At 73.6% G+C, this 17,418-nt stretch carries 15 protein-coding genes; 5 read left to right on the plus strand and 10 right to left on the minus strand.

The genetic code is table 11. The features are described 5' to 3' along the window. The 6 genes from J2S42_RS12855 to J2S42_RS12880 all read right to left on the minus strand — a co-directional run bounded on the left by J2S42_RS12855 (position 1) and on the right by J2S42_RS12880 (position 5,652). The gene (locus J2S42_RS12855) at positions 1 to 792 is read right to left on the minus strand and encodes an alpha/beta hydrolase (RefSeq protein WP_307238873.1); all 792 of its coding nucleotides are present in this window, start codon (positions 790 to 792) and stop codon (positions 1 to 3) included. Next, positions 789 to 2,162 (minus strand): flavin-containing monooxygenase, encoded by a 1,374-nt coding sequence (locus J2S42_RS12860; RefSeq protein WP_307238876.1) that lies wholly within the window; start codon positions 2,160 to 2,162, stop codon positions 789 to 791. Before J2S42_RS12860 ends, J2S42_RS12855 begins: the two co-directional genes overlap by 4 nt. Positions 2,163 to 2,311: 149 nt before the next feature. After that, the gene (locus J2S42_RS12865; RefSeq protein ID WP_307238878.1) at positions 2,312 to 3,001 is read right to left on the minus strand and encodes an endonuclease/exonuclease/phosphatase family protein; all 690 of its coding nucleotides are present in this window, start codon (positions 2,999 to 3,001) and stop codon (positions 2,312 to 2,314) included. An 84-nt stretch (positions 3,002 to 3,085) separates the two neighbouring features. Beyond that, positions 3,086 to 4,036, minus strand: a complete 951-nt coding sequence (locus J2S42_RS12870) for an ROK family glucokinase (protein WP_307238880.1) — start codon at positions 4,034 to 4,036, stop codon at positions 3,086 to 3,088. A 168-nt stretch (positions 4,037 to 4,204) separates the two neighbouring features. After that, complete coding sequence (locus tag J2S42_RS12875) at positions 4,205 to 5,176, minus strand: hypothetical protein (RefSeq protein ID WP_307249319.1); 972 nt, start codon at positions 5,174 to 5,176, stop codon at positions 4,205 to 4,207. Between the two features lie 23 nt (positions 5,177 to 5,199). Next, positions 5,200 to 5,652 carry an SRPBCC family protein gene (locus tag J2S42_RS12880; RefSeq protein ID WP_307238882.1) on the minus strand — a complete coding sequence of 151 codons (453 nt, stop codon included), beginning with the start codon at positions 5,650 to 5,652 and terminating at the stop codon, positions 5,200 to 5,202. A gap of 142 nt (positions 5,653 to 5,794) precedes the next feature. Between J2S42_RS12880 and J2S42_RS12885 the strand changes: the two genes are divergently transcribed. The 5 genes from J2S42_RS12885 to J2S42_RS12905 all read left to right on the plus strand — a co-directional run bounded on the left by J2S42_RS12885 (position 5,795) and on the right by J2S42_RS12905 (position 12,742). Beyond that, positions 5,795 to 7,588, plus strand: coding sequence for an AMP-dependent synthetase/ligase (locus J2S42_RS12885; protein WP_307238884.1), 1,794 nt, complete (start codon positions 5,795 to 5,797; stop codon positions 7,586 to 7,588). 97 nt (positions 7,589 to 7,685) lie between these two features. Continuing rightward, complete coding sequence (locus tag J2S42_RS12890; protein WP_370879387.1) at positions 7,686 to 9,317, plus strand: sensor histidine kinase; 1,632 nt, start codon at positions 7,686 to 7,688, stop codon at positions 9,315 to 9,317. Positions 9,318 to 9,325: 8 nt separating this feature from the next. Continuing rightward, positions 9,326 to 9,994 (plus strand): response regulator transcription factor, encoded by a 669-nt coding sequence (locus J2S42_RS12895; RefSeq protein ID WP_033341223.1) that lies wholly within the window; start codon positions 9,326 to 9,328, stop codon positions 9,992 to 9,994. Between the two features lie 229 nt (positions 9,995 to 10,223). Beyond that, entirely contained in the window at positions 10,224 to 11,027 is an 804-nt protein-coding gene (locus J2S42_RS12900) for an SAM-dependent methyltransferase (protein WP_307238888.1), read from the plus strand. A 74-nt stretch (positions 11,028 to 11,101) separates the two neighbouring features. Continuing rightward, entirely contained in the window at positions 11,102 to 12,742 is a 1,641-nt protein-coding gene (locus J2S42_RS12905) for a putative bifunctional diguanylate cyclase/phosphodiesterase (RefSeq protein WP_307248727.1), read from the plus strand. Here the strand turns inward: J2S42_RS12905 and J2S42_RS12910 are convergent. From J2S42_RS12910 to J2S42_RS12925, 4 genes are all read right to left on the minus strand, one after another. Beyond that, positions 12,728 to 14,617, minus strand: coding sequence for an ABC transporter ATP-binding protein (locus J2S42_RS12910; protein ID WP_307238890.1), 1,890 nt, complete (start codon positions 14,615 to 14,617; stop codon positions 12,728 to 12,730). The two genes, J2S42_RS12905 and J2S42_RS12910, sit on opposite strands and share 15 nt — an antisense overlap. Positions 14,618 to 14,759: 142 nt before the next feature. Continuing rightward, positions 14,760 to 15,884: a glycosyltransferase family 4 protein gene (locus tag J2S42_RS12915; RefSeq protein WP_307238892.1), complete on the minus strand. Its 1,125-nt coding sequence runs from the start codon at positions 15,882 to 15,884 to the stop codon at positions 14,760 to 14,762. Between the two features lie 5 nt (positions 15,885 to 15,889). Next, positions 15,890 to 17,146 carry a M48 family metallopeptidase gene (locus tag J2S42_RS12920; protein WP_307238894.1) on the minus strand — a complete coding sequence of 419 codons (1,257 nt, stop codon included), beginning with the start codon at positions 17,144 to 17,146 and terminating at the stop codon, positions 15,890 to 15,892. Between the two features lie 23 nt (positions 17,147 to 17,169). Further along, complete coding sequence (locus J2S42_RS12925) at positions 17,170 to 17,403, minus strand: hypothetical protein (protein ID WP_307238896.1); 234 nt, start codon at positions 17,401 to 17,403, stop codon at positions 17,170 to 17,172. Positions 17,404 to 17,418: the final 15 nt, after the last annotated feature.

The raw sequence follows: 17,418 nt of genomic DNA on the forward strand, positions 1-17,418 counted from the left end.
CTAGTTCTTCTCCAGCCAGTCCAGGATCGCGTCGATCGGCTCGCGCCAGCGGGTGTCCAGCATCAGGTCGTGGCCCATGCCGGGGAAGAGCAGCGGTGCGCCGCCGAAACGCTGGGCGGCGCGGTTCAGCGCGGCCGGGGAGACGATCCCGTCGTGCTGACTGCCGATCACCAGCACCGGCGGCGCACCGGCCGGTGGTTCCGGCGCTCGGTGCGTGATCAGCTGGTACTGCGCGCGGCGGCTGGTGAAGCGCACCCGGGAGGCGTACTCCCGCGCGGTGGCGTCCGGCAGCTCCCGGCCGAACAGCTGGCGGCGGCTGACCCGCAGCCGGGCACCGGCCAGCGCCGGGATCGTGCCGCCCGGATTGCGGCGCAGCGCCTCGCCCAGCGTGCCCCAGCCGCCGAGCACCGGCGCGACCAGCACCGCGGCCCGCGCGGCGTAGCGGGCCAGCGCGTGCGCGACGACCAGCGCACCGGCGCCGTGCCCGATCAGCACGGCCTGGCGCGGCAGCGACGCCGCGACCTGCACCACGTCGTGGGCGTAGGCGCGCAGCCCGGCACCGGGCGCGTCGCCGGACCGGCCGTGCCCGCGCAGGCTGAGCGCGTGCGCGCCGAAGCCGCGACCGGCCGCGTGCTCCAGCCAGTGCTCGGCGAAGAGCCAGGCGCCGTGGCCGTAGCCGGGCACGAAGAGCAGCGGCGGGCGGCCCTCGTCGGTCTCCGGCGTGGCGCTGAGCACCTCGCGCCGTACCGGCGGGATCGGGTCCGCCCAGTCCGCCGAGCGGTCGATCCTCACGCCGGCACCTCCGTCTCGTCCAGCAGCCGTTGCAGGGCCGTCAGGTAGTTGCGGTAGCCGACCTCGAACCAGTGCCGCGGCGAGCCGGTGACCCGGGTCGCGGTGAGCGGCCGGTCCGCCTCGGCCTGCAGGCGCTGCCACACGCGGGCGGCCCGGTCCGGGTCGGCGGCGCGCAACCGGAGCCAGCGCGCGAACGCCACCGCCTGCCAGTGCACCAGTGGGCCCAGGCCGGAGTCCGGCTGGAGCAGCCCGGCCACCGCGAGCGTGGGATGCCGCGGCGCGAACGCGTGCAGCAGCAGGTGCGGGCGGCCGTCCGCGTCCGTGCCGGTCAGCGCCGGGTCCAGGAACTCGAACCGGGGCTGGTAGCCGGTCGCGAACACCACCAGATCCGGGTCGATCGTCCTGCCGTCGGTCAGCTCGACCTCGGTGCGGTGGAACCGGGCCACGTCCGGCACCGGCGTGATGTCGCCGTGCCCGATCGCGGGCAGCAGCTGGCCGTTGAGCACCGGGTGCGACTCGTAGGGCCGGTGGTCCGGCACCGGCAGCCCGAACCGGGCCGGGTCACCGGCCGTCTTCGTGACCAGCAGCCGGTGCAGCCACTGCCGCACCCGCAGCGGCAGGCCCTGGGTGCGCGCGTGCAGCTGGTCGGCCGGGCGGCCGAGCAGGTACTTCGGCGTGTACCAGTACCCGCGCCGGGTCGAGTGCCACGTGCGGGCGGCCTGCGCGCCGGCCTCGACCGCAAGGTCCGCGCCGGTGTTGCCGCCGCCGACCACCAGTACCTTCCGCCCGCGCAGCTCCGCCGGATCCTTGTAGCCGGACGCGTGGATGACCTTGCCGCGGTAGTCGTCCAGGCCGTCGATCCGCGGCATGCGCGGCGCCCAGTTGTGCCCGTTCGCCACCACGACCGCGAGGTAGCGGTGGGTGCGGGTGCCGCCGGCCCGGCCGGTGCTCTGTGTGGTCACGTCCCAGCGGCCGGCCTCGTCGGCGGGCCGTACGGAGACGACCTCGGTGCCGAACCAGACGTGCGGACGCAGGCCGAAGTGGTCGGCGTAGCGCTCCAGATAGGTCAGGTAGCGGGCGTGGTCCGGGTAGTCCGGCCAGTCGTCCGGCATCGGGAAGTCCGGGAACTCCGTGGTCGTCCGGGACGAGATCAGGTGCGTGCTGGCGAACATCGGGCTGCGGTCGTTCCGCCAGTTCCATGCGCCGCCGACGGTGGTCTCCCGCTCGTAGCAGTCGACGCCGAAACCGTGCTCCTTCAGGTTCTTCACGGCCGCGAGACCGCTCAGCCCGGCACCGATCACGCAGACCGTGTCGTCCCCCCGGTCGTAGACGGGACTGGACGCGCTGTCGAACTCGGTGGAGCTGGGCACCGCGAAATCCTCTCGATTTCCGCTATACCTGTCCACCCCAGGAGCAAAAAATCAAAACCATCAGCGGGTACGTCGTGCGCGTCCCTGGATGCACGGGGCGCGGCTTCGCCGCGGTCCGGTGCCTTCTGCTCGGCCGGGCGCGGTGCGGCTCACTCTGGGATGATCAGGTCCGCGATCACCGGGAAGTGGTCGCTCGCGCGCCGGGTGAGCGGCGTGTCCACCACGTCGTAGCGGGCCACCTCGATCCGCGGATCGGTGAAGATCCCGTCGATCCGGCCGGTCGGGCCGTGCAACGGGAACGTGCAGCGGTCCGTCGCGTCCGCCGCCACCGCCGCGTCGGTCAGGCCGTCCGCCAGCGTGCGCCAGGCCGCGCCGCCGGACGTCTCGTTCACGTCCGCACCGATGACGACCGGCGTCTCCACCGCGGCCAGCGCCGCGCGCAGCAGCTCGGCCTGACTGGCCCGCTCCGCCGCGTCCAGCGACAGGTGGGTGCCGGCCACCGTGAACCGCCGCCGGCCCACCGAGCACTCCGCGAACGCGGCGCCGCGCATGTGCCGGCCGGGCACCAGTGGGAACCGTGTCACCCAGGTGCGGTGCACGTGGACGCGCATGTCGGTCAGGATCAGGTTGCCCAGCGACGGCAGACCGCCGACGGCCAGCACCGCGCCGAACGCGCGGGCCAGGTTCGCGGTCCTGTTCCGCCAGCCGAACCGGCGCGGGCCCTCCTGCACGATCACCACGTCCGCGGCGACGGCCCGGACCACCTCGGCCAGCGCGGCCCGGTCGTCCCGCTGCCCGTGCACGTTGTAGGTGAGCACGCGCAGTGCGCCCTCCGTCATCGCCGACCCCTCCCTGCTGCGTTCGCTGCCTGGCACTCCGGTGATCGAGGCGGCACCGACGCCTCGATCATGGTCCGGTGCGCGCTACTCGGCCAGGCGGGCGAGGTCCGCGGCGCCGATCACACCGGCGGTGTTGCCCATCTCGGCCGGGCGCAGCTCCGCGACCGGGAAGCGGCCGCGCTGGCCGAGCGACTCCGCGTACGCCTTGCGGACCGGTGCCATCAGCAGGTCACCGGCGTCGGCCACGCCGCCGCCGACCACCAGCACCTGCGGGTCCAGCATCTGCACCAGGTCGGTCATCACGGTCCCGAGCCAGTAGCCGATCTGGCCGAACGCCTCACCGGCGACCGGGTCACCGGCCTGCGCGGCCCGGGTGACCATCGGGCCGGTGATCCGGTCGGCGTCGCCACCCGCCAGCGCGAGCAGCGCCTCCGCGCGGTGCGGGTCCTGCCGCGCGCCGGACCGGGCGAACCGGACCAGCGCGGTGCCGCTCGCGTACTGCTCGATGCAGCCGAGCCGGCCGCAGCCGCACGGGTGGCCGTCCGGGACCGCGGTCATGTGGCCCAGCTCGGCCGCGATGCCGTGGGTGCCGCGGACCAGCCGGCCGCCGGTGACCAGGCCTCCGCCGATGCCGGTGCCGACCGTGAACATCACCATCGAGGCGTCCGCGTGCCGGGCCGCGCCGAACCGGAACTCGGCCCAGGCCGCCACGTTCGCGTCGTTCTCCACCACCACGGGAAGGCCGGTCGCGTCCGAGATGTACTTCTGCAGCGGCTCGTCCCGCCAGGCCAGGTTCGGCGCGAACAGCACGGTCGAGCGGCCCGCGTCCACGAATCCGGCCGCACCGATCCCGACCGCGGTGATCGCGTGACCGGCGGCCAGCTCGCGCACCACGTCGATGATCACGTCGCGGGTCTTGGCGACGTCGTCCGCCGGCGTGTCCCGGCGCGTCTGGGCCAGCACCTCGCCGTGGGGATCGACGACCCCACCGGCCACCTTCGTGCCGCCGATGTCGACTCCGATGGTCAGCGTCACCGCCGCCGCTCCCCTCATAACCGTCCGTACCGGGTGTATTACCCAGTACGCGCTCGCGCCATCCCGGACACGTGCGACCGGCGGACGCCCCTCGGCGCCCGCTTGATCACTACCTGACCCCATCCTCCGCCGACGCGCGGCGCGCCGGGTTGAGACCGCGTCATCCCGTCAGACGCCGTCGCGGGACTCCCGCTCATGATCGCCGGTGCCCCGCGCGCCACTGCTGCCGGGGTCACCACCGCCGTTGCCCGCGGCTGCGGCGCGGGTCGCGGCGGACCACGGGTCCTCCCCCGGCCAGCCGGTGCCGGAGTCCTCGTGCGGCGCCTTCTCCCCGGACTTCGCCGCGGTCCCCGCGCTGGCGCGGGTCGCGGTACCGGCGGCAGCGGACCGGGCCGGGCCGGACCAGGTGGCGGGGTCGGCCGCGGCGGTGGAGAACGCGCGGAGCAGGCCGGCGACACCGGCGGCGAGGTCACCCGCGCTGGTGGCCAGCTGCTCGGCGAACTCGGGCGTGGGGTTGCGGACCATGGTGATCGCGCGGCAGACCGGGCAGACGCAGCACTCCGCGCTGCCGGTGGCCCACCCGGCGTGCGCGGCACCGCCCTGCGAGTCGCCGGCCGAGAATCCGCGGCCGTCCCGCACGCCGCCGGGCACGAAGTCGCGGTCCGCCCGCGGGCCGCCGTCCGGGAACGCGCGGCCGTCGCCGGCCGGGGAGTCGTGGTCGTCGCCCGGCCGGTCAGTGGCCGATCCCGGGTCGGCCTGAGGCCCGTCGCCGGGCGTGGCGGGCCGCGTGCCGGGCGCGTCGGCCCGAGGAGCTGCCGCGGTCGTGGCCGGGCCGGAGGGGCCGGCGGGTTCCCGCGGTGGCCGGGCCGCGGGGCGGGCGCCGGCCGTACCCTCGGAATGTCTGTGCAGGTCCTCGCTGAAGCCGGAGGCGGTCTTCGCGACGCCGCGCAACGCGTCGCCGAGCAGGCCGAGGCCCGCACCGGTGGTCTCGTGGCCGGAGGCGCGGGCGGCGAACTTCGCGCCCTGCGCCATCCACGCGGCCTGGCTCGCGCCCTGCGACGCGCGGGCGAGCACGGCCGCGACCAGGCGCTCCGCCTCCTCGCGTGCCGAGCCGGTGCCGGACGGGTCCGGAGTCGCCATGATCAAGCCCCCTGTGCGGTGTGTCAGCCGGCCGGCAGGCTCTCCACCCGCCGCTTGAGCTCCTTGAGCGCCGTATCCATGATGCGCTTCTCCGCCTTGCGCCGGATCATGCCGATCGTGGTGATCGACAGATCCACCTCCAGCGTGTACGTCACGGTGGTGCCGCCGTCCGCGTTCGGCGTGATGTCGTAGGAGCCGCGCTGTGCCTTCTGCATCTTCGACGGTGCGACCAGGTGCCACTCGATGCGGGACAGGTCGTCGGCGTACTCGTACTGCAGGGTGTACTCGTCGGCCAGCACGCCCGCGTCGATGACGAACCGGACCTGGCTGGCATATCCGTCCTCGTACTCCTCGAGGACCTCGACCTGCTTGAACGCGTCGGCCCACTCGGGGTAGCTGCCGAAGTCGGAGACGACCTCGGCCACACGCTCGGCCGGCGCGGCGATAACGATCGACTGGGTGGAGGAGTCCGCCATGCGGGCAGGCTACCGCGCGGGTGCGACAGTCCCGGCGGGGGTTGGCGACGGGGACCGGATGTGTCGGCGAACCGTCACGGGCGGTACGTTTCTGCTGTATCAGGGCCGTGACACGGGGCCCCACAGTCCGAGGAGCTGTCAGGTGCGCGAGTTCTCCGTCCCTCCGGTCGTCACGATCGCCGACACCACGACCCTTACCGATGCGATCTGGGACAACGCGCGCATCGCACCGCAGAACGTGTCGTTCCTCCGCCGCACCGACGCCACCACCTGGTCGCCGGTGACCGCGGCCGAGTTCCACGCCGAGGTGGTCGCGGTGGCCCGGGGCCTGATCGGCGCCGGTGTCCAGCCCGGCGACCGGGTCGCCCTGATGAGCCGGACGCGGTACGAGTGGACCCTGATCGACTACGCCATCTGGGCGGCCGGCGCGGTCACCGTGCCGATCTACGAGACGTCCAGCGCGGAGCAGGTCTCCTGGATCCTCTCCGACTCCGGCGCGGTCGCCGTGTTCGTCGAGACGAACGCGCACGCGCTGCTCGTGTCCGGCCTGCGCGAGGACCTGGCGGACCTGCGCGAGCTGTGGCAGATCGACGCCGGCGGCCTGGCCACGGTGACCGCCGCGGGCGAGCCGGTCGGCGCGGAGGCGGTCGAGGAGCGCCGCCGGGCCGCTCGCGCCGCGGACGTCGCCACGATCATCTACACCAGCGGCACCACCGGGCGGCCGAAGGGCTGCTCGCTGACCCACCGCAACCTGCTGGCCGAGGTGCTGAACGCGGTGGTCGCGTTCGACCACATGTTCAAGGGCGAGTCCCGCACGCTGCTGTTCCTGCCGCTGGCGCACGCGTTCGCCCGGCTGATCCAGATCGCGGTGGTGACCACCCGGGCCACGCTGGCGCACTCGCCGGACACCCGCACGCTGCTGCCCGACCTGGCCGCGGTGAAGCCGACGTTCCTGCTCTCCGTGCCGCGCGTGTTCGAGAAGGTCTACACCGGCGCGAAGACGAAGGCGGAGGCCGGCGGCAAGGGCGCGATCTTCACACGCGCCGAGGCGACCGCGATCGCGTACAGCGAGGCGCTCGACAACGGCGGCCCGGGCCTGCTGCTGCGTGCCCGGCACGCGCTGTTCGACCGGCTGGTCTACGGCAAGCTGCGCGCCGCGATGGGCGGCCGGTGCACGGACGCGGTCTCCGGCGGCGCGCCGCTCGGCGCCCGGCTGGCGCACTTCTTCCGCGGCGTCGGCGTGCTGGTGATGGAGGGCTACGGCCTGACCGAGACGTCGCCGGCCGTGGCGGCGAACATCCCGAGCGCGATCCGGATCGGCTCGGTCGGGCGGCCGCTGCCCGGCGTCACGATCCGGATCGCGGACGACGGCGAGATCCTGGTGCAGGGCGACATCGTGTTCGGCGGGTACTGGAACAACCCGGACGCGTCCCGCGAGGTGCTGGAGGACGGCTGGTTCCGCACCGGCGACCTGGGCGCGCTGGACGACGACGGCTACCTGACGATCACCGGCCGGAAGAAGGAGATCATCGTGACCGCGGGCGGCAAGAACGTCGCCCCGGCCGTGCTCGAGGACCGGCTCCGCGCGCACCCGCTGGTCAGCCAGAGCGTGCTGGTCGGCGACCGGCAGCCGTTCATCGCCGCGCTGATCACGATCGACGAGGAGGCCTGGCCGGGCTGGCTCGCGGCGAACGGTCGGGATGCCGACAGCACGGTGGCCGCGCTGGCCGCCGACCCGGCGCTGCGGGCCGAGATCCAGAAGGCGGTGGACGAGGCGAACAAGGCCGTGTCCAGCGCGGAGGCCATCAAGGTGTTCCGGATCCTGGGCCGCGACTTCACCGAGGCGACCGGCGAGCTGACCCCGTCGCTCAAGGTCAAGCGCAACGTGGTGCACAAGACGTACGCGGACGACATCGCTGCCATCTACACCAAGTGACGGCGGGACTCCGGGCAGGCGATAGCATCCCGGAGTGGCCGCCTCACCCCCCGTCGCACCACGTCCGCACCCGTTGGCGGTCGCGGCTCGCTTCGTGATGCTGGCGCTCGTCGCGCTGCTCACGCTCATCGCGACCCGGGACCCGGACCGCCTCTGGTGGATCGTGGTCCTGCTGTTCCTGAGCATCCCGGGCGTGGTCGCGCCCCGGCATCCGGTCCTCGCGCCCGCCGCCCGGTTCGCCGAGGTGGTCGTGGTCGGCCTGGCCGCCAGCGACGTGGCCGCGGCGGCCAGCGCGGTCGGCAGCCTGGGGCTGGGCGTCGGGGCCGAGGTGATCCTGCCGTACCTGGCGGTGCCGCTCACGGTCGCGGCGCTGCAACGGCGGTCCCGCGAGGGCGCGGTGCTGCTCGGCGCGGCCGCGGGCACGCTGCTGGCCAGCGGCGCGGTCACCATGACGTCGGGCGGCCCGCAGATCATGCAGATCGGGTACCTCGCGGTGTGCGCGCAGTGGCTGATCCTGGGCGGGCTCGGCACGTTCGCGGCGGACACGCTGCGGCGATGGATGCTGGTGCGGGAGACGAAACCCCAGCCGTACGCGGAGGCGACGCGCCTGCTCACCCAGCTGCGCAGCGTCGCCCGTCAGCTGCCCGGTGCCACGCTGGACCCGGGCGGCATCGCGGAGCACCTGCTGGAGGAGCTGCGCGCGGTCGCACCGGCGGACCGCGCCGCGGTGCTCACCGCCAGCGGCGGCGGGCGGCTGGTGGTGCTGGCCCAATCCGCGATGGAGCGCGTCGACTGGGAGACCACGCTGGACGCGGACTCCGCGATCGCGGACGCGTGGGCCAGCCAGCAGCCGGCCACGGCCAGCCGCTCGCAGTCCCGTTCGCACCGTGGCGCGGAGGTGTCCGCGCTGGTGGTGCCGCTGGTCGCGGGCGTGCGGTCGATCGGGCTGGTGGTGGTGGAGAGCAACACCAGCCTGGCGTACCCGGCGCCGGTGGTGGCGAAGGTGACCTCGGTGACCGGCCCGGCCGCGCTGCGGCTGGAGGCCGCGCTGCTGTTCGACGAGGTGCGCTCGCTGGCCACCAACGAGGAGCGGCAGCGCCTGGCCCGGGAGATCCACGACGGCGTCGCGCAGGAGCTGGTGATGGTCGGCTACGGCATCGACAATGCGCTGGCCACGCTGCCGGAGGACGCGAAGGAGACCGCGGAGGAGCTGCGCACGCTGCGCGGCGAGGTCACCCGCGTGATCACCGAGCTACGGTTGTCCCTGTTCGAGCTGCGTTCCGAGGTCGACCGGCACGGCGGCCTGGCCGGTGCGATCGCGGAGTACGCGCGGACCGTCGGCTCGGCCGCGGGCCTGCGCGTGCACTACACGCTGGACGAGTCCACGGCCCGGCTGCCGGCCGCGACCGAGGCGGAGCTGCTGCGCATCGCGCAGGAGGCGATCACGAACGCGCGCAAGCACGCCGGCGCCTCGAACCTGTGGGTCACCTGCGAGGTGGACCCCCCTTACGCCCGCATCGAGGTGACGGACGATGGTCAGGGAATGGCGGATAAGCGACCGGATGGCCGTTACGGTCTTGCGATCATGAATGAGAGAGCGGAACGTATCCGTGGCCGCCTGGAGATTAGGCCGCGGAATCCGAGTGGAACGACGGTGGCGGTGGTGCTCGGAGCCTCGCCCCGACGCGATAGCGTGCGCGATAGCGGCAACGCATTAGAAGGGGAGTAAACCGAGCTATGTCGACCAGCCCTGCGCCGACGACGCGCACCAAGGTCCTTCTTGTCGACGATCACGACCTGATCCGAAAGGGACTGCGGCACGCATTCGAGCGCGACCGGCAGTTCGAGGTGGTCGGTGAGGCCGCCACGGCCGCCGAGGCGGTCCGTCAGGCCGGCGCGCTCCAGCCCGACGTGGTGATCATGGATCTTCGCCTGCCGGACGGCAGCGGCCTGGAGGCCACCCGGGCACTGCGGAAGAACAGCTCCACCATGGGCATCGTGGTCCTGACCATGTATGCGGGGGACGACCAGCTGTTCGGCGCGCTGGAGGCGGGCGCCTCCGCGTTCGTGCCGAAGACCGCACCGGCCGACGAGGTGGTGGCCGCCGCGCGGCACGCCGCGTCCGCGCCGAGCGCGTTCACCGCGGCCGATCTGGCCGAGGCGATGAAGCGGCGGCTCGCGCCGTCCGGCCCACAGCTGTCTCCGCGCGAGGGTCAGGTGCTGCGCCTCCTGGCGGACGGCATGAGCGTCGCCGGCATCGCGAAGCAGCTGTTCGTCAGCGAGTCCACGGCCAAGACGCACATTTCCAAGCTGTACGAGAAGCTCGGCGCGGCAAATCGCGCCCAGGCACTGATGACCGCGCTCCGGCTCGGCCTTCTCGAGGCGCCGGACGCACCGAAGTTCTGACCATTCTCTTTCCGGCGGGCGCTCCTTTCCCATGAGGAGCGCTCGCCTTTTTGGTGCCACCTTTCAGCCGATCGGTGGATGTCCTTTGTGTTCACCCGCGCCGACCTGCCCCCGGGCGCACCGTGTTGATCTTCGCTGGAAGGGATATTCCGTACGGTCTGGATAGCCGGGCACGGAACGGGCAGAATAGCAGCGGCCTTGACCCAGCCATCGTCATTGAGGGGCGTGCATGCATCGGCCCGAGTGGGCACCGGAGACCATCGACATCGAACGGCCCAGCGTCGCCCGGATGTACGACTACTACCTCGGCGGGTCGCACAACTTCGCGGTGGACCGCTCCGCCGCGCAGGCGATGATCGCGGCCGTTCCCGAGGCGCCGCTGATGGCCCAGGCGAACCGCGCGTTCATGCGCCGCGCCGTGCGCTACCTGGCCGCCCAGGGCGTGCGGCAGTTCCTGGACATCGGCTCCGGCATCCCGACCGTGGGCAACGTGCACGAGATCGCGCCGGCCGGTGCCCGGGTGGCCTACGTGGACATCGACCCGATCGCGGTGGCGCACGCACGGGAGATCCTGGCCGGCAACGACCGCACCGTGGTCGTCCAGGCCGACCTGCGCGAGCCGGAGAGGATCGTGCACGACCCGGGCATCCGCGCGCTGCTCGACTTCGACGCGCCGATCGCGGTGCTGATCGTCGCGGTCACCCACTTCATCCCGGACACGGACGACCCCGCCGGCCTGATCGCCCGGCTCCGGGACGCACTCGCACCCGGCAGTTACCTGGTGCTCTCCCAGGCCAGCGACGAGGGCCGCACGGACGAGGAGCGGGCCGAGGGCCAGGCGGTCTACCGGCAGACCGACAACCCGCTGAGCGCGCGCGACCGGGCCACGCTGCTGCCCTGGTTCGACGGCTTCGAGCTGATCCACCCGGGGCTGGTCTGGGTGCCGCTGTGGCGCCCCGACCCGACGGACGACATCGAGGACGCGGAGCGCGTGGTCTTCCTCGGCGGCGTGGGCAGACTGGGGCCCGCGTGACCGAGCCGGACAGGGGGGTCGCCGCGTTCGCCCGCGCCTGGGCCAAGGCGATCTCCGGGACGAGTTACATCCCGATGAGCCAGGGCGAGCTGGAGGAGCGCCTCTGCGCGCTCACGCTGGAGCTGCGCGACGCGCTGCTGGCCGAGCCGTTCAGCCTGCGGCGCGGCTACCGGGTCGGCGGCGCGCTGGTCCGCGCGCACGTGGTCTCCGCGGAAGGGCTCGGCCGTACCGTCGAGGTCCTCGAACAGCGCTTCGTGCGCGACCTCGGCCTGACCGACACCGGCGGGCGGCTGGCCCGGCTGCTCGGCACGGTCGCGACCGGCTACGCCCGCGCCCTGCGCGACCGCACACTGGACGAGCAGGAGTCGATACGGCGGGCCGCGATGGTCTCCCGGGAGGAGGCCGAGGCCGCGCTGCGGGAGAGCGAGTCACGGTTCCGGCACCAGGCCACGCACGACTCGCTGACCAGCCTGCCGAACCGGGCGCTGTTCACCGACCGGCTGCACACCGCGTTCGCCGGTGCGCCGCAACGGCTGGCGGTCTGCTTCGTGGACCTGGACGGCTTCAAGATGGTCAACGACTCGCTCGGCCATCACGCCGGCGACCTGCTGCTGGTCGAGGTGGCCCGGCGGTTGCGGCGCAGCGTCGCCGAGCACCTGGTGGCGCGGCTGGGCGGCGACGAGTTCGTCATCCTGGTCGAGGGCACCACCTGCACCGAGGACGCGGTCAAGGTCGCGGACGCGGCGCTGAACGCGATCAACGAGCCGGTCGAGGTGGACGGCCAGCGGCTGGCCGTCTCCGCCAGCATCGGCATCGTGGAACGGGAGACCGGCGGCTCCTCCCCCAGCGACGTGATGCGCGCGGCCGACATCACGCTGCACTGGGCCAAGGAGAGCGGCAAGCGGCGCTGGGCGCTCTACGACGAGGACCGCAACGCCACCGAGATCGCGCGGTACACGCTGGCCGCGTCGATGCCGGCCGCGCTGGAACGCGGCGAGTTCTTCGTCGACTACCAGCCGCTGGTCGCGCTGGACGGCGGCCGGCTGCGTGGCGTGGAGGCGCTGGTCCGGTGGCGGCACCCGAGCCTCGGCGTGCTGCGGCCGGACCGGTTCGTCGGGCTCGCCGAGGAGACCGGGCTGATCGTCCGGCTCGGCGCCTGGGTGCTCGGCGAGGCGTGCGCGCAGGCCCGCCGCTGGCTGGACGCCAGCCCGGACGCGCCGTTCGTCAGCGTCAACCTGGCCGTCCGGCAGGTCGGCGATCCCGGCCTGATCGCCGAGGTGGCCGAGATCCTGGAGCGCACCGGGCTACCGCCGGACCGGTTGCAGCTGGAGATCACCGAGAGCGACGCGATGGCCGGTGTGGACGTCGGCGTGCTCGACGCGCTCGCCTCGATGGGCGTCCGGCTGGCGATCGACGACTTCGGCACCGGCTACTCCAACCTGGCCTACCTGCGGCACCTGCCGGTGCGCGAGCTGAAGGTGGCCGGCGCGTTCGTCGAGGGGCTGCGCACCGGCGACTCCCCGGTCGACGAGAAGATCATGGCGACGCTGGTGACGCTGGCGCACACGCTGGACCTGACCGTCACCGCGGAGAACGTGGAGACCGCCGGTCAGGCCGCCCGGCTGCGCGCGATCGGCTGCGACTCCGCGCAGGGCTGGCACTTCGGCCACCCCGGCCCGCCCTCCGCGATCGACGACCATCTAGGAGCGGCGTGAGTACGCCTCCGCCTGCAGCGTGAACAGCTCCGCGTAACGGCCGGCGCGGGCCATCAGCTCGTCGTGGTCGCCCTGCTCGGCCAGCGCGCCGTGATCGAAGACCAGGATCAGGTCGGCGTTGCGGACGCTGGCCAGGCGGTGGGTGATCAGCACGACCGTGCGCCCCTCGGCCAGCTCGCGCAGCCGCTGATACACGTCGTGTTCCGCGCGCGCGTCCAGGTTCGCCGTGGGCTCGTCGCAGATCAGCAGCGACGCGTCGCGGAAGAACGCGCGGCTCACCGCGAGCCGCTGCCACTGGCCGCCGGACAGATCCACGCCGTCCGTGAAGTGCCGGGACAGCAGCGTCCCGTACTTCCGCGGCAGCTCGACGATGAACTCGTGCGCGTCACCGGCCCGGGCGGCTCGCTCCACGTCCTCCGGGCCGGCCCGCCGGTCGTACCGTCCGATGGTGATGTTCTCCCGCGCGGTCAGCGGCCAGTGCGTCGGCTCCTGCATCACCACCGCGACTCCCTCCCGCACGCTGTCCGTCCGGTAGTCGTCGAGCACCACGCCGTCCCAGCTCACCGTGCCGCTCTCCGGCCGGTAGAGGCCGGCCAGGATCTTCGCCAGCGTGGACTTGCCGGAGCCGTTCTCGCCGACCAGCGCGACCGTCTGGCCGCGCTTGACGGTCAGGCTGACGCGGTCGACCGCGAGCTTGTCCGCGCCCGGGTATCGGAAGCTCACGTTCTCCAGCCGCAATTCCTCGAAGCCGCGCGGCGCCGCCCGGGCGCGCTCCGGCTCCGCGTGCTCCCGGGCCAGCGCGCAGAACGCCTGGTAGTCCGCGAAGTACAGGCCCTCCTCGTAGAGGTGCCGGACGGTGAACGCGACCTGGGAGAGCGCGCCGATCCCGGTGCCGATCGCGTAGGCCGCGGCACCACCGACCGCCAGCTCCATCCGGCCGGTCATCAACAGCCAGATCATCACCGCGTACGTGACACCGGTGGCCGCGGCGCCGAGCGCGGTGCCGAGGAGCGTGGTCCACACCTGCCGTTCCATCACCCGGATGTGCGCCCGGGTCTCCGCGTCGAGTAGCCGCCGCACCTCGGCCAGCAGGAACTCGCGCAGCGTGAACGCGCGCAGCTCCGGCGCCGCGTCCCGGTCGGCGAGCAGGTCGGACAGCATGTACCGGCGACGGTAGAGCGAGGTCAGCCTCAGCCGCTGCCGGTAGCCCAGCCGGGCCGAGCGGACCGCGGCCCACGCGGTCGGCACCACGGCCAGCACCAGCAGCGGCAGCAGCACCGGGTGCAGCACGGCCAGCACACCGGCCGCGGCGACCAGCGAGATCACGTTCGTGCCGAGCGTGATCGCCTGATCCACCAGCGACTGGGACGCGAACGTGCCCCGGTCCCGCGCCCGGTACATGGTGTCCCGCCAGGCCGCGTCGTCGAACACGGCCAGGTCCGCGCGCGTGGTCAGCTCCAGTAAGCGCAGCTCCGCGGCGCGGCTGACCAGCGGCGACAGCCGGCCGTGCGCGGCCGTGGCGGCGGACGACAGCAGCGTGCGGGCCGCGCTCGCGCCCGCGAACACCAGCACGGACGGGATCGCGGCCCGGACCCGTTCCGGGGTCGGGCCGGCCGCCAGCAGCCCGTCCAGCACGCCGACCACGCTGACCAGCCCGACCGCGCCGACCGCGCCGCCGGCGAGCTGGAGGAACACCACGGCCAGCGTGATCCGCGGGCTGCTCTCCCAGGCCAGCCGCCAGGCCTGCGCGAGCAGGCTCGGCAGCCGGCGCAGCATGCGCCAGAAACCGGCGCTGGCCGCCTCGGCGCTGCTCTTCAGCCAGTAGGGGACGTCGAGTTCCGGCTCGGTCTCATCGGAGTCATCGGCGCTCGCCACGCTTACCAGTACGACACATGGACATGCGTCGCGCCATGGCGCTCACCTACCCGTTCACGCAGCCCGCTCGGCCACCGCGACACCGGTGCCCGCTCCGAGCAGCCCGAACGTGACCTCGCCGGACGCGGGAAAGAGAGGGTTTCTAGGGTTCGAGCAGTGCGCTCAGGCGGGCGGCCTGCTGCTCCCAGCGCCACTCCTTCGCCACCCAGTCGCGGCCCGCGGTGCCGAGCCGGCGTGCGAGGTCGCGGTCGGTCAGCAGCGTGACCGCGCGCTCGGTCAGCGCGGTGACGTCCAGGCCGGGCACGACGTAGCCGGTCTCGCCCTGGAGCACCGCGTCCGGCGCGCCCCCGGAGTCACCCGCGATGACCGGCAGGCCGGTGGCGGACGCCTCCAGGTAGACGATGCCGAGGCCCTCCACGTCGAGCCCGCGGTTGCGGGTGCGGCACGGCATGGCGTAGACGTCACCGGCCGCGTAGTGCGCGGGCAGCTCCGCCCAGGACACGCTGCCGGTGAAGACCACGTCCCGCGCGACGCCGTGCTCGCGGGCGAGCCGTTCCAGCACCGGCCGGTACGGCCCGCCGCCGACCAGCAGCAGCGCCGCGTCCGGCACCCGGCGGCGGATCTCGGGGAACGCGCGGATCAGCGTGTCCTGCCCCTTGCGCGCGACCAGCCGGGACACGCAGACCAGCACCGGGCGGCCGGTGAGCCCGTGCCGGGCGCGGATCTCGTCGCCGCCGGCCTCCGGGTGGTAGGCGTCGACGTCGACGCCGGGCGCGAGCCGCTGCAGGTCGGTGAGGCCGTGCAACGCGCGGTTCAGCCGGGTGCGGGTGTACTCCCCCAGATAGGTGATCACGTCGTTGCCGCGGGCGATGCGGCGGAGCAGGCCCCGCGCGCCGGGCAGCGCGGCCCAGCCGACCTCGTGGCCGTGGGTCAGCGCGACCGCGCGGCCGATCCCGGCCCGGCGGCGCAGCCCGTCGGCGAGCAGGCCGAGCGGTGCCGCCGCGCCGAACCAGACCGTGTCGCAGTCGTGCGCGCGGGCCAGCTCGGCGGCGCGGCGCGCGACCGCGGGCGTGGGCAGCAGCACGGACGTGTCCTCGCGGATCACCGGGAACGGCTGGGCGGCGTCGAACTCGGGCGTGCCCTTCCACCGGGACGCGTAGACGACCACGCTGCCGGCCGGCTGGCGGACCGCGAGATTGTGCACGAACGACTGGATGCCGCCCGGCCGGGGCGGGAAGTCGTTCGTGATCAGCAGGGTCCTGGTCAACGCGGTCAGCGCTCCCCTCGTGCGTACGCGCGGGCCGCGGCCATCCGCTCCACGGTGGAAGGATGGGTGGCGCCGTAGAGATATTCCCAGCGTGGCGGGTCCGGGTCGCCGAGGTTGACCGTGGACAGCCGGGCCTGCATGGCCTCGAACGTGGCCGGGTCGCCGGTGAGCGCGAGCGCGTGCGCGTCCGCCCGGGCCTCGATGCGCCGGCTGACGAACGCCTGGAACGGCGACGTGACCAGGCCGGCGACCGCGACCACGGCCAGCACCAGCGCGATCGCGCGCGGCTCACCGATGTCACCGGCACCGGCCGCGCGGAGCAGGCCGGTCCACGCGCCGAGCAGGTAGAGCGCGACGACCGCGGCGGCGGTGCCGAGCGCGCCCAGCGCGGTGCCGATCAGGACGTCGTTGTCCCTGGCGTGACCGAGCTCGTGGGCGACGACGGAGGTGACCTCGCCGGGCGTGGCCTCCTCGAGCAGCGTGTCGTAGACCACGATGCGACGGGTCGGGCCGAGACCGGACACGTACGCGTTCACCGCGCGGGTACGCCGGGATGCGTCCGCGACCAGCACCTCCCGCACCGGGACACCGTCGCGCGCGGCGAGCTGCATCAGCTCGGTGCGCAGCGGGCCGCCGGCCATCGGGGTGAACCGGTTGAAGACCGGCTCGACCAGCACCGGCACCACGAACGAGAGCAGCACGACGAGTGTGGCCGCACCGGCCGCGCCGAACGCCCACCACCACTGCGGCGCGAACCGGGTCAGCGCGTAGAAGCCGAGCAGCACCAGGCCGCCGATCACGGCGCTCACCGCGTACGACCTCGCGAGGTCGGCGGCCCAGCCGGCCCAGCCCTGGGTGGAGAGGCCGTAGCGGACCAGCACGGTGTGCCGCCAGGCCGCGATCGGCAGCGTGAACACGTCGGCGACCAGGACCACGGCGAAGCCGCCGAGCAGCGCCTGCGCGACCCAGTGACCGTCGAACGGGCGGCCGCACAGCTCGACCAGGCGGGCGCCGAGCGGGGTCAGGCCGAGCAGCAGCGCCACGACCAGGCCCAGCGCCAGGCCGCCCCAGGTGGCCGGGCGCAGCGTGGACCGGAACTCACGGGCCTGCGCCACCCGGTCCTGGGGCAGCGTGGCGAGCGCGTCGACCTGGTCGGCGCGCGGCGCGGGCGGGCGCTGCCACGGGATCACCAGCAGCGCGACGGCGAGCAGTGCCACGGCGAGGACGCCGAGCGTGAGCACGGCCCACCAGCGAGGGGTCATGGCGACCCATCCTAGGCGGGTGGTCAGGCCACGTCGCGGCGGAGCGGGACCAGGCGCAGCGGCGTGCGTGGGACGACGGCCTCGTCCGGCACCTCGACGACCTCGGGCTCGAGGCCGGCGCGGGCGAACATCTCGATGGCGTTGATCTCGTCGGGGGTGAGCCGCTCGATCTCCGGCGGGGTGTGGAACAGGACGTGGATGGCGCAGTCGGCACAGCCGGTGCCACGGACGGCACAGGTGTCGCAGTCGACGATCATCGCTCCTCCTCACGG

It is taken from the genome of Catenuloplanes indicus (assembly GCF_030813715.1).
Classification (GTDB): Bacteria; Actinomycetota; Actinomycetes; order Mycobacteriales; family Micromonosporaceae; genus Catenuloplanes; species Catenuloplanes indicus.

Bases quoted from the DNA above. Each gene is read 5' to 3' on its own strand.
- J2S42_RS12865 (WP_307238878.1), bottom strand. From the start codon at position 3,001: ATGACGGAGGGCGCACTGCGCGTGCTCACCTACAACGTGCACGGGCAG.
- J2S42_RS12875 (WP_307249319.1), bottom strand. From the start codon at position 5,176: ATGGCGACTCCGGACCCGTCCGGCACCGGCTCGGCACGCGAGGAGGCG.
- J2S42_RS12880 (WP_307238882.1), bottom strand. From the start codon at position 5,652: ATGGCGGACTCCTCCACCCAGTCGATCGTTATCGCCGCGCCGGCCGAG.
- J2S42_RS12890 (WP_370879387.1), top strand. From the start codon at position 7,686: ATGCTGGCGCTCGTCGCGCTGCTCACGCTCATCGCGACCCGGGACCCG.
- J2S42_RS12895 (WP_033341223.1), top strand. From the start codon at position 9,326: ATGTCGACCAGCCCTGCGCCGACGACGCGCACCAAGGTCCTTCTTGTC.
- J2S42_RS12900 (WP_307238888.1), top strand. From the start codon at position 10,224: ATGCATCGGCCCGAGTGGGCACCGGAGACCATCGACATCGAACGGCCC.
- J2S42_RS12905 (WP_307248727.1), top strand. From the start codon at position 11,102: ATGAGCCAGGGCGAGCTGGAGGAGCGCCTCTGCGCGCTCACGCTGGAG.
- J2S42_RS12920 (WP_307238894.1), bottom strand. From the start codon at position 17,146: ATGACCCCTCGCTGGTGGGCCGTGCTCACGCTCGGCGTCCTCGCCGTG.
- J2S42_RS12925 (WP_307238896.1), bottom strand. From the start codon at position 17,403: ATGATCGTCGACTGCGACACCTGTGCCGTCCGTGGCACCGGCTGTGCC.